The organism is Paenibacillus sp. FSL R7-277 (assembly GCF_000517965.1).
Taxonomy (GTDB): Bacteria; Bacillota; Bacilli; order Paenibacillales; family Paenibacillaceae; genus Paenibacillus_AQ; species Paenibacillus_AQ silagei.
The window spans coordinates 50,127-66,136 of the sequence record NZ_ASPX01000025.1; the positions used below are offsets into that span (position 1 = coordinate 50,127).

19 protein-coding genes, 12 tRNA genes and 1 rRNA gene are annotated in these 16,010 nt (G+C 52.4%); 2 read left to right on the forward strand and 30 right to left on the reverse strand.

What is annotated here, in order from left to right:
* Positions 1-6 precede the first annotated feature (6 nt).
* From C173_RS10150 to C173_RS10230, 17 genes are all read right to left on the reverse strand, one after another.
* Positions 7-1,464, reverse strand: a complete 1,458-nt coding sequence (locus tag C173_RS10150; protein ID WP_036724521.1) for a hypothetical protein — start codon at positions 1,462-1,464, stop codon at positions 7-9.
* An 11-nt stretch (positions 1,465-1,475) separates the two neighbouring features.
* On the reverse strand, positions 1,476-2,087 hold the full coding sequence (locus C173_RS10155; RefSeq protein ID WP_036724522.1) for a YmfQ family protein: 612 nt from the start codon (positions 2,085-2,087) through the stop codon (positions 1,476-1,478).
* A gap of 2 nt (positions 2,088-2,089) precedes the next feature.
* Complete coding sequence (locus tag C173_RS10160; protein WP_081751111.1) at positions 2,090-2,425, reverse strand: hypothetical protein; 336 nt, start codon at positions 2,423-2,425, stop codon at positions 2,090-2,092.
* Between the two features lie 12 nt (positions 2,426-2,437).
* Positions 2,438-3,460, reverse strand: coding sequence for a DUF2793 domain-containing protein (locus C173_RS10165; RefSeq protein ID WP_036724524.1), 1,023 nt, complete (start codon positions 3,458-3,460; stop codon positions 2,438-2,440).
* Between the two features lies 1 nt (position 3,461).
* Positions 3,462-3,875, reverse strand: coding sequence for a hypothetical protein (locus C173_RS10170; protein WP_036724526.1), 414 nt, complete (start codon positions 3,873-3,875; stop codon positions 3,462-3,464).
* 2 nt (positions 3,876-3,877) lie between these two features.
* Positions 3,878-4,936, reverse strand: a complete 1,059-nt coding sequence (locus tag C173_RS10175; RefSeq protein WP_036724527.1) for a baseplate J/gp47 family protein — start codon at positions 4,934-4,936, stop codon at positions 3,878-3,880.
* Positions 4,929-5,357 carry a DUF2634 domain-containing protein gene (locus tag C173_RS10180; RefSeq protein WP_036724528.1) on the reverse strand — a complete coding sequence of 143 codons (429 nt, stop codon included), beginning with the start codon at positions 5,355-5,357 and terminating at the stop codon, positions 4,929-4,931. Before C173_RS10180 ends, C173_RS10175 begins: the two co-directional genes overlap by 8 nt.
* Complete coding sequence (locus tag C173_RS10185) at positions 5,354-5,647, reverse strand: DUF2577 domain-containing protein (RefSeq protein ID WP_036724530.1); 294 nt, start codon at positions 5,645-5,647, stop codon at positions 5,354-5,356. The genes C173_RS10180 and C173_RS10185 overlap by 4 nt, the downstream gene beginning before the upstream one ends.
* Before the next feature lie 5 nt (positions 5,648-5,652).
* Complete coding sequence (locus tag C173_RS10190) at positions 5,653-6,615, reverse strand: XkdQ/YqbQ family protein (RefSeq protein ID WP_036724531.1); 963 nt, start codon at positions 6,613-6,615, stop codon at positions 5,653-5,655.
* Positions 6,616-6,627: 12 nt separating this feature from the next.
* Entirely contained in the window at positions 6,628-7,374 is a 747-nt protein-coding gene (locus C173_RS10195; RefSeq protein ID WP_036724534.1) for a LysM peptidoglycan-binding domain-containing protein, read from the reverse strand.
* Position 7,375: 1 nt separating this feature from the next.
* Complete coding sequence (locus C173_RS10200; RefSeq protein ID WP_036724536.1) at positions 7,376-9,361, reverse strand: hypothetical protein; 1,986 nt, start codon at positions 9,359-9,361, stop codon at positions 7,376-7,378.
* 192 nt (positions 9,362-9,553) lie between these two features.
* The gene (locus C173_RS10205; RefSeq protein WP_036724538.1) at positions 9,554-9,976 is read right to left on the reverse strand and encodes a phage tail assembly chaperone; all 423 of its coding nucleotides are present in this window, start codon (positions 9,974-9,976) and stop codon (positions 9,554-9,556) included.
* A gap of 169 nt (positions 9,977-10,145) precedes the next feature.
* On the reverse strand, positions 10,146-10,616 hold the full coding sequence (locus tag C173_RS10210; RefSeq protein WP_036724540.1) for a phage tail tube protein: 471 nt from the start codon (positions 10,614-10,616) through the stop codon (positions 10,146-10,148).
* Position 10,617: 1 nt separating this feature from the next.
* Complete coding sequence (locus tag C173_RS10215; RefSeq protein WP_036724542.1) at positions 10,618-11,940, reverse strand: phage tail sheath family protein; 1,323 nt, start codon at positions 11,938-11,940, stop codon at positions 10,618-10,620.
* Positions 11,940-12,146, reverse strand: a complete 207-nt coding sequence (locus C173_RS10220; protein WP_036724544.1) for a hypothetical protein — start codon at positions 12,144-12,146, stop codon at positions 11,940-11,942. The genes C173_RS10215 and C173_RS10220 overlap by 1 nt, the downstream gene beginning before the upstream one ends.
* Positions 12,143-12,565 (reverse strand): phage tail terminator family protein, encoded by a 423-nt coding sequence (locus C173_RS10225; protein WP_036724546.1) that lies wholly within the window; start codon positions 12,563-12,565, stop codon positions 12,143-12,145. The genes C173_RS10220 and C173_RS10225 overlap by 4 nt, the downstream gene beginning before the upstream one ends.
* Positions 12,566-12,945: 380 nt before the next feature.
* Complete coding sequence (locus C173_RS10230) at positions 12,946-13,446, reverse strand: ArpU family phage packaging/lysis transcriptional regulator (protein ID WP_051477960.1); 501 nt, start codon at positions 13,444-13,446, stop codon at positions 12,946-12,948.
* A gap of 299 nt (positions 13,447-13,745) precedes the next feature.
* On the opposite strand from C173_RS10230, the gene C173_RS10235 reads away from it, so the two are divergent.
* Together C173_RS10235 and C173_RS10240 are read left to right on the forward strand one after the other, a co-directional pair.
* Positions 13,746-14,186 (forward strand): helix-turn-helix domain-containing protein, encoded by a 441-nt coding sequence (locus C173_RS10235; protein ID WP_036724549.1) that lies wholly within the window; start codon positions 13,746-13,748, stop codon positions 14,184-14,186.
* Between the two features lie 45 nt (positions 14,187-14,231).
* Positions 14,232-14,645 (forward strand): ImmA/IrrE family metallo-endopeptidase, encoded by a 414-nt coding sequence (locus tag C173_RS10240; protein ID WP_036724559.1) that lies wholly within the window; start codon positions 14,232-14,234, stop codon positions 14,643-14,645.
* Positions 14,646-14,725: 80 nt separating this feature from the next.
* On the opposite strand, the gene C173_RS10245 is transcribed toward C173_RS10240, so the two are convergent.
* From C173_RS10245 to rrf, 13 genes are all read right to left on the reverse strand, one after another.
* A tRNA-Pro gene (locus C173_RS10245) sits at positions 14,726-14,799 on the reverse strand.
* A 17-nt stretch (positions 14,800-14,816) separates the two neighbouring features.
* A tRNA-Gly gene (locus tag C173_RS10250) sits at positions 14,817-14,890 on the reverse strand.
* 17 nt (positions 14,891-14,907) lie between these two features.
* Positions 14,908-14,981 (reverse strand) — tRNA-Pro (locus C173_RS10255).
* Between the two features lie 15 nt (positions 14,982-14,996).
* Positions 14,997-15,073 (reverse strand) — tRNA-Arg (locus C173_RS10260).
* A gap of 8 nt (positions 15,074-15,081) precedes the next feature.
* Positions 15,082-15,156, reverse strand: a tRNA-Gly gene (locus C173_RS10265).
* Positions 15,157-15,163: 7 nt separating this feature from the next.
* A tRNA-Leu gene (locus C173_RS10270) sits at positions 15,164-15,247 on the reverse strand.
* 15 nt (positions 15,248-15,262) lie between these two features.
* A tRNA-Lys gene (locus C173_RS10275) sits at positions 15,263-15,335 on the reverse strand.
* Positions 15,336-15,340: 5 nt separating this feature from the next.
* Positions 15,341-15,414, reverse strand: a tRNA-Gln gene (locus C173_RS10280).
* 53 nt (positions 15,415-15,467) lie between these two features.
* Positions 15,468-15,543 (reverse strand) — tRNA-Val (locus C173_RS10285).
* A 140-nt stretch (positions 15,544-15,683) separates the two neighbouring features.
* A tRNA-Glu gene (locus C173_RS10290) sits at positions 15,684-15,758 on the reverse strand.
* Positions 15,759-15,770: 12 nt separating this feature from the next.
* Positions 15,771-15,846, reverse strand: a tRNA-Thr gene (locus C173_RS10295).
* Position 15,847: 1 nt separating this feature from the next.
* A tRNA-Asn gene (locus tag C173_RS10300) sits at positions 15,848-15,923 on the reverse strand.
* Between the two features lie 9 nt (positions 15,924-15,932).
* Positions 15,933-16,010 (reverse strand): 5S ribosomal RNA (gene rrf / locus C173_RS35655); the annotation flags it as partial.

Here is a 16,010-nt window from a genome sequence, read left to right on the forward strand (position 1 = left end):
TCTCCTTTATGCAACTCGAATTAAAGATACATGTGTGTATGGATCATGAGCAGAAATAGAAATATTTTGAGTAGGGTTTATGAATATTTCTACGTACTCTCCCGCACTAAGGCGCAAAAGCGAAGATCCACCCAATGATAGCCCTAATTGACTCGCATCACTCGTCTGTTCTATTAAAAGTCCATTTAGATTCCCATTTACGAAAGCTCCAATAGCGGCCCGCCCTGCTCCTGAATTAGATATCGCTACACGGACATTCAATAGATATACTCCCGTTTCAGGAGAAATAAGTCGACTGTTTGCTATGTCCGCAACATTTTTAATACTGTAAAGAGACTGGTTTAATGTAACCTTGCCCCATACTCCAGCACTTAACAATTGGTCAGAGAGAGGCTTCATTTCAGCCATAGGCCGATTTAATGTTGTATTATCCCCCCATGGGTTAATAACCCCAGGCCCCATTGAAATAGTTGCTCCATTTGAGGTATATGAAACTCCCGACAAGGAATTTCCATCTCCACCGATTTTCGCCGATTCCATTGCATAATATGCGTTAGAATTCGAAACACCAGAACACCAAATTACGTAGACATTTGACCCACTGCGAGCCAATATAGCCGCCCATTTATTAGATATAGTACACGTTGCAAGAACTGCAGTTCCGCCATAGATAACGAACGCAGAGTTTGAATTATCAACTGCTAACGCTGAACATTTATTAAAATATGTCCAAGAGCAATAACTAAATTCAAAACAATTCGAACTGTTTGTAGTACTGGTAAGTGTAGATAATGTTACAGGAATTGTATTTGCGCTGCCTAAAACATTTAATATATTCACGGAAGCTGTTCCCGAAATGCCAAAAGAACCTTTTCCTGTAAATCCTTTAATTACTATTGTTTCAGCATAGTTACCTGCCGCAACATTAATATTCACATCATGGTTGATTACTTTAGGGAGCGTATTAATTGCTTTTGTAATCGTCTTAAAAGCCCCACCCGCCGTATTAGAAAGCCCGGTGTTATTGTCATTCCCATCAGTACGGACAAAGTAGGTAACATCCGCCGTAGTCTGCTGCGGTGTAGTCACTAGATTCGCCTTGCCATTCCAGGCCGTCTTCTCCGCATCGGTTACGAAGCGGTTGGACGAGTCCTGTACGATGACCGATGGCGAATGCGTGGAAGGATGCACATAATTATTAGCACCCTGCGCCACACTATCCAGCTTCGACTTGTCCCCTGCGGCCATCAGCCCAGCAGCATTCGTGGTCGCAACCGACGTAGACGCCTTGGCGTTCCATGCCGTGCGCTCCGCGGCTGTGATGTGCTTGACCGCATCTGCGGCGTGATCCTGCGCGGCCTTGACGGCGGTGTCCAGAATATCCATATTGCCGTTCAGGTCGGTGATATCTACAATGTCTGTACCATCGGGCTTTTTCAGCCCCAGATTACCCGTTGTTTTCATCGCTCACACTCCTATTCATATACTCTTAGTTCATTCCAGGTCTTGCCGTGCGCACCGTTCCAGGTGAGGGACTTCAAGGAGTCCCACCAGGTGTAGCTGTATACGAAGCTGTAATCCAGATGGGCCGGCTTAATCTCTTCCATGATCTGAATCAGACCTGCCATATTGGCCGGGATGCCCAGCGTGCCGACGAAGCGCACCTCGAAGCTGTACGCTTCGGGCACCTCGACTACCTCCACATCTCCCCCGGAAAAAGCAGACGCCGTCCGCCTAATCATTTCCGGCGTAGTTGTTCCGCTGCCTCGCAGCTTGGCCTTGATCATCTCCCGCCGGGTGGCGTAGGACTTGTTCGGATCTGAGGCCAGTCCCAGCATCCGCTCCCAGCGGGACAGCCCCCAGGTAGCCGACTCCAGCGTCTTCTGATCGTCACTGTCGGCCATGGCGTATGCCACTTCACCGCAGGCTCTACCTGCGCTGGCCTGCACAGCCTCCATCTCAGGCACGCCCTGATAATACTCGGGCAGGTATTTCATTAGATCGGGAGCGGTAATCTCCGGCCCTTCCCCTGTCACATCATCTGCCGAATATGCCACAACGCCATATATACTGTCTCCATAAGCCACAGCTACACCCCCTTCAGCTGGTTCCAGGTCAGCGGACCCTTCGGCATATAATCATGGGTATGTGCAGCTGCCGGATAGACGGAAGGCTTGCCGTCCACACCTGACCACGGAACCGTATCCGCAGCCTGGGCATAATCAACCTTGCCGTTGTTATTCGTGTCGTAGATGCTTTTCAGCATATCGCCTGTGCTTTGGCCTGCCGCCAGCAGCATATTGCTGCTGCCGCTGCCGATGAACAGCTTGCCGCTATCCGTGCAGTAGCCCAGCTCGCCTGCGGCTAGCGTACCCAGCGCACTCTCCAGGCCGCGGCGGATTTGAATCAATGTCTTCCGTGCCATGGTCACCGCCTCCTAGAATGTTCCGCCGTCGATAGTGCTTACCGTGAGCTGGTTGCCATTGGCCGAATCGTAGACGATACTCGATCCGTCAATGTTGACCTCGATGCCAGTGGAGTTTACCAGAATTCCCTTACCCGGCTTGGCCGCAACACTGGTTGAGCCGACAACGATCCCGTTGCCTGCCCCGACGCTCAGCGTGACACTGTCCGCCTGCCCGCCGCCGGTAAGCCCATTCCCCGCCGTGATCGTCTGTAGCGCGCCGCCCGTACGCACCCAGGCGCTCCCGTTCCAGCTGTAGATTTTCTGCTCATCGTCCACATAAGCCGTCCAGCCGACAGCCGGAACATAATAGGCCCAGCTACCTGCGGCATACTCCGCAATCTGACTGGTTTTACCCGCCCAGACGCCGGTTGCGCCGGAAGGAATGATATACCGGTCAGCTTCCGCAGGACTAGATGGCGGAGCCGTCAAGTTTTGATCCTTCACAGAAGCCTGCGGCTCAATATTATGCTTGGCCAGCTCGATTTCGTTTTTGATTTTTTGCGCGGACCACAGGTCTGTAATCGTCGACCCGCCGTCGTTGATGATTCTGTGCTTCGCGGCATCGTTAAGATGCGTTGCAATTTCTGCGGCAGTCTTCGAATTCGTGCCGTCCGACACTTTATTGGGATGCCCTGCTGTAAGATCCGCCTTGAGCACCTTGGCATACGTGGAGCCGTCAGCAATATCGTCCACCGTTCCGCTCACATCTGTTAATTTTTGTGCGTTAACCCGCCGCCAGGCGGCCCCGTCATCGAAATACAAATACCCGCTGTTACTCCCGCTGCTAACATAGTATAGACGCCCCGCCGAGGCTGCCGCAGGACGCGAAGCTTCGGGACCGGACAAGGCCCGGCCCACCATGGAGTTGGAGCTACCGTCTCCGATATAGACCTCCTTCGTATCTGTACAGAAGCCCATTTCGCCCGCCTTCAGCATCCCGTAAGTGGACAGCTCGGCCCGGGTACCGCGTTTGACCTGAATGGTCTGTGCCATATTACACCTCTCTTCTAAAAGATCCGCCGTCAATCAGACCGGCCTGTTTATACCGCTCCAGTTCACGCTGCGTAGCCGTAAGCCCGCCCTGTAACTGGTTCACATCATCCGCTTCCACAGTGTCTCCCGGTGTCTCGTAAGTCACATAGACTTCCGGCACATCCGCATAGATGTTAATGAGCCGCCGCCAAGGAGCCTCGTCCGGGAAAGAGACCGAGTAATTCCGTACCTCTGTCCCGCTGAAGCGGGAGCCTGTGTACACGGCCAGCGTCTGATTGTTAATATTGTCGTGGGCCAGCAATCCGCTGAATACACCACTTGTAAGCCGAAGCTTCTCCTCTACAACATGGCTGCCGCCGTTTGCCTTTTTGTTCAGCTTATCCTGAAAGACATCGATTTGCTCCGGATACCCCATGCCTACACCTCCAGTACGACATTGCCGAACAGTGGCACTTCTGTCTCCAGCAGAGGGATATTTACCGTCCCGCCGTTCAGCTTCAGCCCGCTATAGTCCACTACGCCCTCCGTATTCAGCAGCAATGCGCCAATGACCGATTGACTGATATAGGTAGCAGCAAAAGCCTTCTCCTTACGATACTTCTCCAGGAGCGCGGTAAAAGCTTGAATAACCGGCTGCAGCGCATAGCCGGCAGCGAGCGTAACCTTAGCTGAGACATCAACCACCTTGCCTGTGGCCGATGCCACCGTCACCACCGCTCCCACCGGAGCCTGGCCCTCGCCAAGACCCGGCGCAGGATCAATGAACTGCTGCACCTGGGAGACCAGCAGCGGGGAGGCGGGCTGATGCTCCGCGTTCACAATGACCACCTTGACCGTCTTCGGTCCGGCCCACAGCGGGAAGACCCGCGCTCCCCCTACGCCCTGAATCTGCTGCGCCCACTCCATATAATGATATTTATTGCCGCTCGTTGCAGGCCGCCGGGCCGAATCGAAGTACCGCTGCCGCAGCGCTTCATCCGGCTCCGCATCCGTCCCCGGAACCAGCAGGCCCGTAATCTCCCCCCGGGCCAGTCCCGGGATATAATCAATCGGCAGCAGCGCGCCTGAATACTGATTCCCCTCAGCCCCGGCAGTTTCGCTCTCCAGGCGGTACGTCCCGGGAGCCAGCTTCTCCGCCGCACTATAATGAAGCAGTCCCAGGGAGAAACGGCTGCCCAGCGGAATATCCAGAGGCTGTTCGCCACTGGTATAGAACCTCGCACCAAGCTGCGCTTTGCCTGCGGGCTGACGCTTCAGTCCCGTCCAGGCAATGGTTCGTTCCAGATATTCGCCGTCCGCCGTATCCGGGAAGAACAGATTATTACTGACCTCAAGCTCAAGATACATCTGGGCCATTTCAGCCGCCGTCGGCGCAAGCGCATCATAGATAATACTTCCCTCGCGCTTGTCCAGCCCCTCTGGAACCCGATCCAGCATACGTTCCAGCAGAGCCTCGTACGTCTGATCCTCATACACTGGCCATCCCCTCCTTTCTAAGCTCCAAATCACCGTATACTGTGACAGCCGTACAGCTGAAGCTAACCGTATCTCCGTCAAAAAGTATCTCCACATCCTCAAGCGCCTGAATCCGCTCATCCTGGAGCAGCGCATCGCTGATCAGCCGGCGCAGCTCCGGCCGGGCCAGCAGCCTGTCCTGACCCAGCACCAGCTTCCACTCCGTTCCGTAGTCCGCGCTATAGATCAGGTGTTCATATCGGCTGGTCTGCAGCACCTTAATTGCTGCCTGCTTCACCGCTTCAAGTCCGTCTACCTGCCCGCCGATCCGCCTGCGCCCCCAGTCCATCCGGTACGTCAGGCTCGGGGCATTCCCCGGAGCGCTCACATTCCCTTCCAGAGCTCCCGTCACCGGACCGGATCTGCCTATCGCCGGAATCATAGGTCCACCAGCCGATCGAGGACAATATAGCTCTGTCCGCCTTGCATCCGCACGAGCAGCACGCGGTCTCCCGCTTCAAGTCCACGGCGCAGCAGAATCTCCCGGCCTTCGATTACGGCCTTGCTCTCCATCACGGATTCAACCACCACCAGTGCGGCTCCTGTCAGCAGCAGCCGCTGCTCCACCTGAATCTGCAGCGGCTGTGCCAGAACCACTGTCCCATAAGCCAAAGCCACCGGATTCGTATTCGATACGGCCCCGAGGCTTGCCTGTTTAATAATATCGAGCATGTTGTCTACACCACCTTAATGTCTAGGGACATCGTATGCTCCCCTCCGGAAATTTTATGGCTGCATTGATCCACCAGGAACAGCTGCGTCTGGAATTCATCCAGCAGCACATAGATGAAGTTCCCCGCCCTCACCCGTATATCGCCAATAGCCTGCACAGAAAGACTGACCTTCTCACGGTTATGCTGCTTAAGCAGATTGCCTGCCTTTTCCTGAATCTGCGCAGCATTCGCATTATCGTCCGCCTTCTGGTAGAGATGCAGGATACCCCAGCGCTTTACATTTTCTTTATCTGTGACCGGATAGAACTCGCGTTTGCCGGTCTTTTCGTTGTCCTGGTAGAGCAGAATCGTATTGTACGTATTATCGTCGATGCTTCTTTTGAGCGAATAATCATACAGATAATGGCCTGCCCCCAGAATCACCTTCAGCAGCATGGACTGCGGACTGCGCAGCGTCAGCTTGCCAAAATCATCATAGAACGCCATCAGCTGGCCCTTATACTGCAGCTCACTGCCGACCGCACCCATAATAATATCGAGCAGCTTTTTGCCGTCTTCGATCAACGAGGGAATCTTGTACTCAGCCGGTTCCAGTAGTCCAAGTCGCAAGCCGCGGTCTTTGGCAATGGTGCTGATCACCTCAGCCGCAGTAACGTCCTGAAGCACATAACTGCCATTGCCCAGCAGATAGCGGATCTGATCGTACGCCGTCAGCTTGATCTCCTGATTCGCCCCCGTGTCGATGCTGAAAACGAAGCCGTAGAATACATCGACTCCATCTCTGCGGAACTGCACAATATCCCCGTTGCTGATCGCGAACTTTTTATGCTGATACATACCGCTGTCCACCAGCGTAAGCTCAAGCGTCGCAGGCTTGCCGGTCCGGGTGGTTTTCCACGTGATATCCGTAACGATTCCGGCAATATTCCAGATGGCGCCTTCCTTATTAATTATGATTAATTCCATCGCCACGGCCTCCTAAGACAGCTTGATCACTCGGCCAATTTTGAGCTTCTTCAGTTCGCTGTCCGAGATATTGTTCAGCTTTTGCAGCGTTTTGGATTTACTGCCGTCACCGAGCAGCTTTTGGGCCACCGACCAGAGCGTATCCCCGGCTTTGAGCGTATAGGTAGCAGGTGCTGCCTTCTCGCTTGCCCGCTTCTGCTGTTTCTTCACTTCACCGGTGCTGCCCACCTTCACAGCCAGAGCCTGATAGAACACATACTTTTTGAGTCCAAGTGTATAATCGATATCCCCCGAGGACCCCGCACTCAGCTTCCAGGAGAAGTTCTCAATACTGACCGCCATATTAATGCCAATATCCCCGGTAAAAGCCTGCTGCGCCTGTGCCCTGGCCTGCTTCAGCCAGTCTGGGGTCTGCGTATTCTGCACGTTCGCCGATTTCAGCCCTGAGAAAACAAACCGGACCGGCCTGCGGCTGAGCATCCATTTGCGGATTAGCTCTACATACTCATAGGGCTTCAGCAGCTTACCGGCATTCTCGCCGGAGTACACCACGAACGGATAATATTGTGCCGGGAACATACTCTCAATCGTAATCTCCGTCAGCTTCGGATAAGCGATCGCATTGATTTCACCGAAATCCACTATGGTATAGCTTTTGCCATCGCTGTTCTCCTTGATCTCCAGCGTCTCAGGGTTAACCGGAAGCCGGATCACCTCTTCATAATTATTGAAGCTAAGATAGAATCCATACTCCTCCATGTTACGTGTACACCCCCTGCGCCGTAGAGACGAACTCCTCTTTCAGCTTTTGTCCGATCTTCGTGATGATGGAGTCAATATCGCCGGAATTATTAATATTTCCGGTTGTTACCTGCACCGTCGGCGTCAGCTCGACAAAATTCTGAATCGCCTGAATCTCCGCCAGCTCCCGCAGCATATCCAGATCATCGCTGGAGACATCGACCTTATCTCTGATTTTGCCTACCTCGCCTACCTTGTTGACGTTGTTCAGGCTGCCGGTTTGGTTGGCGAAAGCGTTAGTAGAACCTCCCGGGATATTCTTAGGGGACTTAGGGTTCATAAACTCCTTGGCCGTATCCTTCATTTGTTGTCCCTTGTCCATGAATTTGTTCATACCATTCATTCCTGTTTGTTTACCGCTGTTATAAGCATCCGTTAAATTCTTATATTCCTTCATTTCAGACTTTTGCATTACGACTTCATCCGCCGGTTTAAGCACTTCAACCTTGCTGCGGAGTGTACTGATCATATCGCTGGCCATATGCGGCACTTCCGGCTCCTCTATCTGCAGATTCACCTTGCCAAGTCCCAACTGGTCGAAGAAAGGAATATGGCTGAGCATATCTACCAGACTATTGAATTTATCCAGCACCCAGTTGATCGCTTTAGCCATTACCTTCATGAACCCTCCAGCGAATCCTTCAGCGCCTACAGCAATATTGTAGAGCATATCCAGCGCACCGGCTGCAAGATTGTATAAGAAGCCCTGCACTTTGTTGACCGCAGTATTAAATGTGTTAATCATAAAGTCACTTGCCATAGCGAATACATTGTAGATCCAGATCCCTATGTTCTGTATTACCGCGATCAGGACCGAGAACGATCCCACTATGGCTCCAACCACCTCACCCGCCGAGACGCCAAGATGCTGCAGAATCATCAATAAGACTGCTATCACGGCAATGACGATTAAGATCGGCCAATTCGCCGCCAGCCAGGCGGCGGCAAGCATATATACCTGAACGATCATAGCTGCCAGGAAGACAATGGCTATCGCTTCAAGGATCGGCTTAATAAACGACCAGTTATCCTGAACCACCTGAGCCAGCCATAACAGCCCGTCAACGACCATTGAGATTACATTCGCTATGAAAAGAAACCCGTTAGCCATCGCATCAATAAGCGGCGCTAGCTGCCCTGAAGTTAATGCTGTGTTAATCGTATCCATTACCGGCCGCAGAGCACCTAGAGCCTTAGCACCAATCTGTCCGAGCGCATTGTCAATATTCTCGTTCATCACGTTCCATTTCTCAATATCTCCCGGCTGTGCAGCTTCCTTCACAGCCTTCTCCCCAAAGGATTTAATCGCGTTAAAAGGCGTAACCACATCAGCCGTTTTGAGGAACTTCATGATCTTTGAATCCTGTTTGGGTGCTGGCGGTGTAGGCGGCACCGGTGGAGCTGGTGGTACTGGAGGAGGCAAAGGGTCTTTCCTCAAGTTGATTTTCGGTTTCGGAAGAACCTCAGGTTTCACCACTGGCAGTTTAACATCCTCTTTTTTCACCTCAGATTTCTTCTCTTCCTCTTCCTTTTTTTCTTTTTCCTTGAGGCCCTCCCACCACTTCACCTCTTTGGGCTCGGGCTTTTTTTTCTCAGGCTCCTCTACAGCAGGCGCGGCGGTAAGCATTCGGACCCCCAGTTGCTGGGATTGCGCAGCCCTTTGGCTTTGCTGCATCACAACTGTTCTCGACACATCCACTTTGACAGGCAGCCGTTTGAAGCCTTCCAGCAGCGTGTCATTAATCTGTTGCAAGGATTGAATGATCCGATCCTCTGAACGGATGATTTGTTCACTGGAACGTTTCACCGCCGCCTGAAAACCTTTTACCGACCGGTTAACCATGTCGAGATTATTATTCATCCGCAGGCTTTGTTTGTGGACGGCTTTCCAGATCGTAACCGACCTGCGCGAGATAATGACTGCTTTGGAGCTATCGATTTCCATTCATTCACCCCCTTCATCTCTTCTTCCCCTTGCTCCGCGCGCGCTCCCGCTTCTCCTTGTCCACGCGTACGGAGATCATGGCATAGATCGCCGCGCGTTCGCGGACGGAGAGCTTCATCAGCTCATGCGGGAGAATATGCAGCTCATGGAGGGCGTAATAGGCCAGATTGGCCTCACCATCGCCCTCGTTGATTAGTTTTTTACTTCATCCACCAGCTCGTTCATATCTGTGGCGAAGCCGTTCAGCGCCTGTACCCGCTCCCCAAGCGCAGCGAATTCTCCGGGCAGCAGCATTTTGCGCAGCAGCGATTCGGCGCCCATCACCCCGTAGGAGCGTTGAAGCTCGGTATTTTTCAGATCCGGATGCACAATGCTTGCCGTCATGAGCTTCGCCATATATTCATTGGGATCAATGTCCGTCGTGTAGGTGCCGTTCTTTCCCTTGACCTTACGGGTAGCCGCCTTGCGGCATTCCTGGTTCTCTTCCTCATTCATACTGCGCAGCTTCCAGACGGCTGGGTTACCTTCCTTATCCTTGAACCGCAGCGAGACCGCGAATTCCTCTGTTGTATCACAAGCCGCATTTTGCGCAAAAAACAAACTTAATTCACTCATGTTGTTCCTCCCAGATTCTTATTGTGTTAGGGCAGCGAAGAGGCCCGCCGCAGAATACCACCGCACAGCGGCTATGACTTCTTTAGTGATCGTCCAGATACTTTGCGGGAGCCCCCCAACTTATTCAGTCATTTACTCTTTTACAACCTGCGGATAGCCCGCTTAAGCTTTATTGGCCGGCATTAGCCGGAGCCGCGAAGGGCTGCACCAATTCCACATCCTCGAAGGTAAAAGCAACCTCTTCCTCCAGCGCATCCGACTCCGTATCCAGCGAAGCCATAATGACACTGTCCAGATTGACATCCTTCAGCATGATGCGCTGAGCGCCCACGGTTGAGGACGGATCTTCATTGGTCACGATAATGCTGAAATATTGGTCTATCCCAGTCTTCATGTACTCCAGCATCATCTGGCGGAAACGGCTCGTCATATAGAAAATCGTCATCGTACCGCTGCCCGACCAGCCGGTCGCCTTATGCTGCACCCCGCGGCGTCCAAGCGTCTTCACTTCCGCCTTCTGCTTCTCTACAGTGGCTTCCAGGGTTTTAACATAGAACATTTCTTCCGTCTGTCCGTTAATCGTGGCATACGCCCGGCCCTCCTGGCCGGACAGCGTATCGCTGGCTCTCAAGAATGTCATCTTAGACCACCTTCACTTTCATATATACTTTTTCTACGGAATCTACCGGCTTCACAGCTACCTCCAGCACTACGCTGTCACTGTCCGCTCCAGGAGTCACTACAATATCGCTCTGTGCATTGAAGTTCTCAATCGCACCAAGGTTCTGCAGATCATTCATATAAGTGACGCACTGCGACCAGAACAGCGCGCGCCCGTCCTCATTATTCGGCAATTTGCCAATGAAGTAGCTCTCAAAAATCCGCTTCAAATCACCAGCGATCCCATCCAGCACCCGCAGCACGCGGTTCTTGGAGAAGGCCTTGCCTTTGTCTGTGGAGAAGGAGGTGAACGTGTTAATGTCCTGCTCCACTACTGCACGGCCTCCGCTATAGGTGAACAGCAGCTCTCCGTCTGTAAGTGCTTCTACAGTCTCGGAATGGCTGAAACGCACATCCGCATCTACAGCATCGTCATAGGCCTGATAAGTCAGAGATTCGTTCACAGCAGCGGCGGCAGTTGCACCGGCTACCCATGCCACGGCATGGGCTTTATCCACTACCGTCCCATCGCTCAGAATGACGCCGTTCGCCACACTGATAATGCCCTCATGATCAGCCGTAGAGTAATCGGACAACACGGCCTGCACCTTCTTGCCTTCCGTGTTACGCAGACGCTTCACATAGGCGCTATACAGCGACTTCAGCGTGTTATCCTGCGATACCAGACCTACCGTCTGGAAATCCTGAACCTCCAGTGCCGACAAGAACGCACTATGCTCCGCATTCGTGACCGTACCATTTGCCCCGCCTGCCAGCGGCAGTCCAGCGGTCACCGTCAGCGCACCGGCTTCATTCGGCTTAAATTCTACATAATCGTTCGCAGCCAGACCGGCAGCAGCGCTTACCGTCTGCTTGTCCACTTCTGCCCCGTCCAGCAGCGTCCGGACATCGAACTTAGTAGCGTCATCGATATTTTTCTCGATCACTACCTTAAGCGCATTCCCGCGTTCCCCGCCATACCGCGCAGTCGCCTGAATTCCGTTATTGGTCACAGCAGCCTTCACACCCTGATTCAGACGGTAGAGCAACAGTGTGCCTGCCCGCTTCAGCACCTCTCTTACCGGCAGCAGCTCTGCTGCCGTCAGATCGTAGCCCAGCTTTTGCTGGAAATCATCCTGTGCCGTAAGCTTTAGAATGACTCCCGCAGGCCCCCAAGGCAGTGCAAGTGCCAAGGCAGCCGTACCGCGTTCTCCCATTTTCCCTGCCACAATACCGTTCGAGGCCACATTTACGTATACCCCCGGACGCACCTTGTTTTGTGTTGTCCATGTTCCTCCAGCCATTAGATAACCTCCTTATTTAGATAACGCTCCATTAAGTGCTTAGCCTCTTCCAAGGTGTAGCTCCCGTCCTCTTGCAGAACTACCTCCAGTACATCCTTTTCCTTAGGGCCGAACAGGGCCGAGTTCCTGATCTGCTTTTTCCCAAAAACATCCGGCCCCCCGCTCCCGCGTCCCTGCTCACTTGCCGTCATTTCCTTAGAACTCATTTCAGCCGCGCCCCTTCTGTGAAGTGTCCCATCAGCTCTGCCTCTTCCACCGGCTGCTTCTGCTTCTGGAGATAGAGCATATAGTCCACGGTGAACAGCGCCCCCCGTCCCTCTGCTCCGGCCACCCAGGACTGGCGCACCACCCGATAAGCGGGATTCACACTTTCTCTTGCGTCCAGCGCCTCACAGAGCCCGTCAGCCATAGCCTCTGCGTCCAGCAGACTGCCTTGCTCATAGCGGATACCGAAGCGGTAGACCGCCATGTATCTTCCTTCACGCTGCCTGTCGTAGGTTGCCGAGAGCAGCTCCAGCCTGAAGTAGGCTGACTGCGGCTTATCCCCTTCCACATAGACAGGAATATCCGGGAAAAACTGCACCAGCGCAGCAGTGATATTCCCCCGTAGATGTTGTACCGTCATGACTTCATTCCTCTCATGATTAGATGTGGTAATCCCTCCTGCCTTTCTTGAAGTCACCCGCGGATTCGATTCAGGAAGAATAGGACCCGTCTTGTATCCGGCAATGACCGAAGGAGCTTTCACCGCGCTTGTCTGCCGGCCTGTCTTAGGCTTCGATGAGGTGGAGCATTCATGCTCCTGCGGTGTCCTTCTGCTTCATTTGCCATGTTATAATCATAGACCCCCTGAGACCTTGCGCAGGCGCTATTACAGAGGAATTAGCGATAACTTCCGGTGGTACTTGGGATGGTAAAAGGTGGTACTCTCATCTGAAACAAAAAGCCGCATCACCCAAAGCGGGCAATACGGCCATGTCGATTACATATGGTAGCTGCATGTTGTCAAAAGGATTTCTGCTCCTTAGGCAGGTTCCCTCCAGCCGGGGTCTTCGTGAGCGTGGCCAGAGACAGCAGTTGGAGATCGGCGAGCGCCAGCGCCATCTTATAGAACGCCTTCGACCTTATTTTCACATAAGTATCCTTGCTCACTGGAGGATCGAACACATGATTGTATATCGTGTAGTCGTAGCTCTCCTCTCTGCGCATGTATCTCTCCCGCACCAGTTGTTGTTCCCTCTGGGTAAGCCGCTCTACAACCGAATCAATCACAGCACAGTACGCCCGTCTTGCAGCAGGCACATCTACATTATGCGTGGCAATCGCTGCTGTCTGATCAGTAACCGTATGGGTTGCGCCATGGAACCGTTCCGTATAGGAGTACGTAATCCCGGCCTCTTTAGCCTCAAACGTTACAGATTTGAAAATCCGGTACTTCTCCAGCATATTCTCTATAGTGACCTGAGTTCGGCGGCGGTCAAGCTCGGGCAGCGAAGATAGAATCATCATTTATACCACTCCTTAGATGTTATACAGATTTAAGAACTTTGTTGCGGACCTTTCCGGCCAAATGTGTTAAAATTCTACTTGTTCGTATACTGTTCGCCTTTTTTTCATAATATACCACTTATCTACCAATTCAGTAAAACCTCATTTTAGCCCGTTTTGCAGCACAAACAAGCTAAATGCATGCCCATTCTTACCTTTTGGCAATAATAGACTCTTTATTGTTTACCTATTGGCATAAATAGCTTATAGTAAGTACAACAGCTTTTTAGGTGATTAGGGATAAGGAGTGGTTATCGATGGCAGAGGAATTCGGATACTATCTGAGACAGCTTCGGGAAGGAAAGGGATTGACCATTAATCAGCTGGCAGCGCTTGCCGGTATCAGTGGAGCCCAAATCTCACGAATCGAGAATGGATTACGGGGTGTCCCCAAGCCGGCTACCCTGCGTAAGATTGCTGAAGCGACCGATGTGTCGTACGAGGAGCTGATGGGCCATGCCGGTTATTTAACCGAGACTGAGAGCAGTACAGAGGGCGCTGTGCCTGCCTGGGCCACCAGCAAGGATAAGCGGGACTTCCGCCAAATGCTGGAGGATGATGGTGAGCTGATGTTTGACGGAATTCCCCTGAACAAGGAGGATAAGCAGCGGATCAAGGATGTATTAACCGGCCTGTTCTGGGAGGCGAAGCAGATGAACAAGCGGACCAAGCCCAAGCACGATCCAGGCAAGGAGTAAGTACCAGGCAATCCAACTACTATTAACATGCTGCGGGTGAAGAATATGGATGAGCTAATCAAGCGTTTGGTCAAAAAATACAATACCAGCAGCCCCTTCGAGCTGGCTGAAGCACTGGGGATTCATATCCGGTTCATGCATCTGGGTGACGGCACCAAGGGCCTCTACTATCGGAAGCTAAGAAGAAGGTTCATCGTTATTCATAACCAGCTGCCGCTGGAGTGGCAACGATTCGTATGCGCCCATGAACTCGCGCATGACCGTCTGCACAAAGGGGTCAACCGTTTTTTTCTGGAGGAGAATTCCTATTTCTCGCCAGGCAAGCTGGAGCGGCAGGCTAACCTGTTCGCGGTTAAGCTGCTATCGGTCGGCACTGCCATTGAGCAGGATGAGTCCCTACACAGCTATTATGCAAGGATTGGCATCCCGGCTGAGGTTGTCTTTTTTTTAGACGATTAAAGGAACATACGTTCCTTTAATGACGCAACAAAAAACTCTTACCGCAGTAAGAGTTCATTGGCCAGCCATAAGCTGTTCGATCGGGATGACACGATTTGAACATGCGACCCCCTGGTCCCAAACCAGGTGCTCTACCAAGCTGAGCTACATCCCGAAACTATGAGATTATTATGGAGCGGGTGATGGGAATCGAACCCACGCTATCAGCTTGGAAGGCTGAAGTTCTACCATTGAACTACACCCGCATAGGTGAAATGAAATATCGGGATGACACGATTTGAACATGCGACCCCCTGGTCCCAAACCAGGTGCTCTACCAAGCTGAGCTACATCCCGTTAATGAAGTAATAATGGCGCGCCCTGAGAGATTCGAACTCCCGACCTTTTGATTCGTAGTCAAACGCTCTATCCAGCTGAGCTAAGGGCGCAAAAAATTTGGAGCGGACGACGGGAATCGAACCCGCGACCCTCGCCTTGGCAAGGCGATGCTCTACCGCTGAGCCACGTCCGCAAATAAGTGGTGCGCGTGAAGGGACTTGAACCCCCACGTCTTACGACGCCAGATCCTAAGTCTGGTGCGTCTGCCATTCCGCCACACGCGCATAAATCAATAAAAGTGAGCCATGAAGGACTCGAACCTTCGACACCCTGATTAAAAGTCAGGTGCTCTACCAACTGAGCTAATGGCTCATATTTGGCAGGGGATATAGGATTCGAACCTATGATGACGGAGTCAGAGTCCGTTGCCTTACCACTTGGCGAATCCCCTACAATAGATACCTATATAATGCCCACAATCTCCCTCAAATATCAAGAACATTATGGTGGAGGCTGAGGGGTTCGAACCCCCGACCCTCTGCTTGTAAGGCAGATGCTCTCCCAGCTGAGCTAAGCCTCCATATGTATGGTGACTAATAAGGGTACTAGTTAAAAATGGTGACCCGTATGGGATACTCTTCACTCCGTTACGAGATTGCGAAGTATTCCTTACGATGCCTATGCTTCAACGAACCCAGGGAATTCTCATCCCATAAAAAATGGTGACCCGTATGGGATTCGAACCCATGTTACCTCCGTGAAAGGGAGGTGTCTTAACCCCTTGACCAACGGGCCTTAAAAAATTTGTGGAGCTCTCAACCGGATTCGAACCGGTGACCTCTTCCTTACCATGGAAGCACTCTACCTGCTGAGCTATGAGAGCATGGCTCCCCGAACAGGACTCGAACCTGTGACAACTCGATTAACAGTCGAGTGCTCTACCAACTGAGCTATCAGGGAATATTGTCCGCTTGGCAACGTCCTACTCTCCCAGGACCCTTCGGTCCAAGTACCATCGGCGCTGGAGGGCTTAACGGTCGTGTTCGG

Excerpts from the sequence above, each read along its gene's own strand:
- C173_RS10150 (WP_036724521.1), bottom strand. The coding sequence starts at position 1,464 with ATGAAAACAACGGGTAATCTGGGGCTGAAAAAGCCCGATGGTACAGAC.
- C173_RS10160 (WP_081751111.1), bottom strand. The coding sequence starts at position 2,425 with ATGGCACGGAAGACATTGATTCAAATCCGCCGCGGCCTGGAGAGTGCG.
- C173_RS10165 (WP_036724524.1), bottom strand. The coding sequence starts at position 3,460 with ATGGCACAGACCATTCAGGTCAAACGCGGTACCCGGGCCGAGCTGTCC.
- C173_RS10170 (WP_036724526.1), bottom strand. The coding sequence starts at position 3,875 with ATGGGGTATCCGGAGCAAATCGATGTCTTTCAGGATAAGCTGAACAAA.
- C173_RS10180 (WP_036724528.1), bottom strand. The coding sequence starts at position 5,357 with ATGATTCCGGCGATAGGCAGATCCGGTCCGGTGACGGGAGCTCTGGAA.
- C173_RS10185 (WP_036724530.1), bottom strand. The coding sequence starts at position 5,647 with ATGCTCGATATTATTAAACAGGCAAGCCTCGGGGCCGTATCGAATACG.
- C173_RS10190 (WP_036724531.1), bottom strand. The coding sequence starts at position 6,615 with ATGGAATTAATCATAATTAATAAGGAAGGCGCCATCTGGAATATTGCC.
- C173_RS10195 (WP_036724534.1), bottom strand. The coding sequence starts at position 7,374 with ATGGAGGAGTATGGATTCTATCTTAGCTTCAATAATTATGAAGAGGTG.
- C173_RS10200 (WP_036724536.1), bottom strand. The coding sequence starts at position 9,361 with ATGGAAATCGATAGCTCCAAAGCAGTCATTATCTCGCGCAGGTCGGTT.
- C173_RS10205 (WP_036724538.1), bottom strand. The coding sequence starts at position 9,976 with ATGAGTGAATTAAGTTTGTTTTTTGCGCAAAATGCGGCTTGTGATACA.
- C173_RS10210 (WP_036724540.1), bottom strand. The coding sequence starts at position 10,616 with ATGACATTCTTGAGAGCCAGCGATACGCTGTCCGGCCAGGAGGGCCGG.
- C173_RS10215 (WP_036724542.1), bottom strand. The coding sequence starts at position 11,940 with ATGGCTGGAGGAACATGGACAACACAAAACAAGGTGCGTCCGGGGGTA.
- C173_RS10220 (WP_036724544.1), bottom strand. The coding sequence starts at position 12,146 with ATGAGTTCTAAGGAAATGACGGCAAGTGAGCAGGGACGCGGGAGCGGG.
- C173_RS10225 (WP_036724546.1), bottom strand. The coding sequence starts at position 12,565 with ATGACGGTACAACATCTACGGGGGAATATCACTGCTGCGCTGGTGCAG.
- C173_RS10230 (WP_051477960.1), bottom strand. The coding sequence starts at position 13,446 with ATGATTCTATCTTCGCTGCCCGAGCTTGACCGCCGCCGAACTCAGGTC.
- C173_RS10235 (WP_036724549.1), top strand. The coding sequence starts at position 13,746 with ATGGCAGAGGAATTCGGATACTATCTGAGACAGCTTCGGGAAGGAAAG.
- C173_RS10240 (WP_036724559.1), top strand. The coding sequence starts at position 14,232 with ATGGATGAGCTAATCAAGCGTTTGGTCAAAAAATACAATACCAGCAGC.